The 2,679-nt window shown below is 58.6% G+C and carries 3 protein-coding genes, 1 other RNA gene and 1 pseudogene; 4 read left to right on the forward strand and 1 reads right to left on the reverse strand.

Annotated elements, in window-relative coordinates; genetic code table 11:
* A pseudogene (locus tag HF921_RS01305) lies at window positions 1–955 on the reverse strand (penicillin-binding protein 2); the annotation flags it as partial.
* A 69-nt stretch (window positions 956–1,024) separates the two neighbouring features.
* Between HF921_RS01305 and HF921_RS01310 the strand changes: the two are divergent.
* The 4 genes from HF921_RS01310 (at window position 1,025) to HF921_RS01325 (ending at window position 2,431) form a co-directional block, all read left to right on the forward strand.
* Window positions 1,025–1,282 (forward strand): hypothetical protein, encoded by a 258-nt coding sequence (locus HF921_RS01310; protein WP_231104502.1) that lies wholly within the window; start codon window positions 1,025–1,027, stop codon window positions 1,280–1,282.
* A gap of 15 nt (window positions 1,283–1,297) precedes the next feature.
* Entirely contained in the window at window positions 1,298–1,618 is a 321-nt protein-coding gene (locus HF921_RS01315) for a cell division protein ZapA (RefSeq protein ID WP_226825084.1), read from the forward strand.
* Between the two features lie 9 nt (window positions 1,619–1,627).
* Window positions 1,628–1,808: non-coding RNA, 6S RNA (ssrS, locus tag HF921_RS01320), on the forward strand.
* A gap of 53 nt (window positions 1,809–1,861) precedes the next feature.
* Window positions 1,862–2,431 (forward strand): 5-formyltetrahydrofolate cyclo-ligase, encoded by a 570-nt coding sequence (locus tag HF921_RS01325; RefSeq protein ID WP_215893163.1) that lies wholly within the window; start codon window positions 1,862–1,864, stop codon window positions 2,429–2,431.
* Window positions 2,432–2,679 lie beyond the last annotated feature (248 nt).

The following is a 2,679-nucleotide window of genomic DNA, read 5'->3' on the forward strand; positions in this document are numbered from 1 at the left end:
CATTGTCCGCACGGTTCATCAGCGGTCGTTCCGGGTTGTCCAGAAGGCTCTGCCAGTGGGTCTTGCTGATGCCGTCCACGAACCAGTTGGCATTGAAGCTGGGGCTGGTGACCATGGCCAGTACGGCGCCGTTGTCAGGGTCCAAAGCGACGACGGCGCCGCGATAGCCCTTGTCTTTTTGTAAGGCCTCAGCCCCCGCCTGTTGCACGCGTAGGCGCAGATGGGTGAGCAAATTATCTCCGGGCTGCGCCGGCACCTCGCGCAGTGTGCCCACTTGTAGTCCGCGCGCGTCGATATCCTTGATTCTATAGCCCATGGTGCCGCGGATCTGGCGTTCATAATAGCGCTCCAGGCCGCTCTTGCCGATATAGTTGCGTCCGACATAATTGCGGGCGTGAAAGTTCTTCAGGTCGGCGGCGGTAACAGGGCCGACATAGCCGACGACGTGAGAGAAAAGTGCATCATAGGGGTAATAGCGATGCAGCAAGGCGACCACCCGCACGCCGGGTAGATCCAGTGCGCGCACGGCTACAGTGGCGATCTGCGTCGAGGTCAGGTTGGCCTTGAGGACTACTGGATCGAAACCCGGCTTCCCCTGGCGCAGGTCCTGGAAGCGGCGCATATCGTCCGCACTCAGATCGAGCATCTGCTGCAGGCGCTGCAAGATCCTCTGCAAATGGGGCACCTGGTCGGGGGTGATTTCCAGGGCATAGGTGGGCTGGTTTTCCGCCAGCACCTCACCATGTTCGGCAAGCACCAGGCCGCGGGGCGGGGCAACGGGGACGAGAGCTACGTGATTATCGTAAGCCAGTGTGCGGAATTTGGAATAATGCAGTATCTCAAGGTCCATAATACGTAACACCACAGCGAGAATCGCCAACAGCATCAGTACTGTCGCGACGCCAAGCCGGAAGCGGAAGTTGCGATTACGTTGGTCAGAGTTGGAAAGAGGCATAATCGGGAACGACCTGGTTCAGTTTGCAAATGGCTGGGGCGCTTCGTACACTCGGAAGCAAAATCTTTGGTGAAATGGGGTGGCGCTGTGTTGGAGTCCCGTTTTGAATCTCTGTTCGCAGAGCTGGAAAGCATTATAACGGATTATCGTGGATTGCGCCGTCATCTGGAAGGAAACGGGCGTGATAAGCGTTCCCTGCAGAGCCTGCAAAAACAAATCCAGATGCTCAATGCCGAAAATGTCCTGTTGCGGGAGCGTCAGGAAATCGTATGCCTGCGCTTGAGTGAACTCCTCGCGCAGGTGAGCCAGTGGGAAAACGAAGCATAAAACCTACCGATGGAGATGACCGTGCCAGAAATAATCCGCAGTCCCATCACCCATCACGTCAATATCACTTTGCTGGGGCAAAGTTATCAGGTGCCCTGTCAGCCCGAGGAGCAGGTACTTTTGATGGAGGCGGTCGCATTGCTGAATCAGCAGCTCGAAGCCACCCGGGCCGGGGGCCGCACGATGGGTAAAGAGCGCGCGGCGTTGATGGTGGCGATTAATCTGGCCGCAGATCTGCAGCGCGCGCGCCAGGAATTGCAGGCGCGCGATGATCAGCTCAATGCAGTGGCGGCCCGCTTGCGCCGGTTGGTTGACATGGGTAAGGGGGCGGAGTAGCTTGGGCCTTGCTCCCTGCGGGGCGCGAGTAGCCGAGATGATTCCTGAACCAACATTGTCTATCCAGGGAGTTCTCAGTCATCATCGTGGTGTGCAGCTCCCTTGTGGAGTAGCCTGAAGCGATGTGTGGATTCCCACCTGTACATCAGGTTCTGGGGGTAGCGGGCTGCACGACCCAGGCGGGGGGTTCTTTTGTTTTCAGGGCTGGATGATATACCCGCGAAAAGCTCGTTACGCCGACGCATGCGTCAGCAGCGACGTAACCTTTCCGCCGAGGCATTATATTCCGCAGCCGTGGCCTTGTCCGACCAACTGGTGCGCCTCAACCACTTTCAGCGGGCTCGTCATATCGGCCTCTACTGGCCCATGCAGGGTGAAATCAGTCCCTTGCCGATCATGCAGTATCCCATTGCGGCCAATAAGCATTTTTACCTGCCTGTGCTCGCCGGTCGTTTTGCGCGCAGCCTGCGCTTTGCACCCTTTCACCCTAATGCTAATGCCGTCCTGCGCCATAATCGCTTTCGCATTCCCGAGCCGCAGGTATCTCCCCGCCAGTACCGTTCTGTGCGTGAGCTGGATTTATTGATCCTGCCGCTGGTGGCTTTCGACGCCGAAGGTTATCGCCTGGGGATGGGCGGGGGCTTTTATGATCGCAGTCTGGCGCATTTGCCCCACCGCCGCAGTTGGCGGCGACCGCGGCTGATTGGGGTAGGTCATGCTTTTCAGGAGGTGCCTCATGTGCCCAGAGAGCCTTGGGATATCCCCCTGGGCATTGTCTGCACAGAAAAAGCCTGTTACAGGATCAGCTCATGATGGCACAGATACTTTTTGCAGGAGATGTCATGAGTGCCGCCGGAAGACGGGCTTTGCGCCTGGCCCTGGCCCGCTTGCGGCAGGACGGGCGCCCAGCGGCACGGCTTACCAGAGCGATGCAGGCATGTGCGGCTGTTACGACTGGGAACTATGCTTCCAGCCATGCACGGCGGCGGGCAAGGACGACTTCATCCGCATCCTCCAGTAATTCCAGCCAAGCCGTATCCGGTGGCGGCGGAGCCGGGGTC

This window comes from Acidithiobacillus ferriphilus (assembly GCF_018854775.1).
GTDB lineage: Bacteria > Pseudomonadota > Gammaproteobacteria > Acidithiobacillales > Acidithiobacillaceae > Acidithiobacillus > Acidithiobacillus ferriphilus.

Coding starts and splice junctions, on each gene's coding strand:
- HF921_RS01315 (WP_226825084.1), top strand. CDS start 1,298: ATGACCGTGCCAGAAATAATCCGCAGTCCCATCACCCATCACGTCAAT.
- HF921_RS01325 (WP_215893163.1), top strand. CDS start 1,862: ATGCGTCAGCAGCGACGTAACCTTTCCGCCGAGGCATTATATTCCGCA.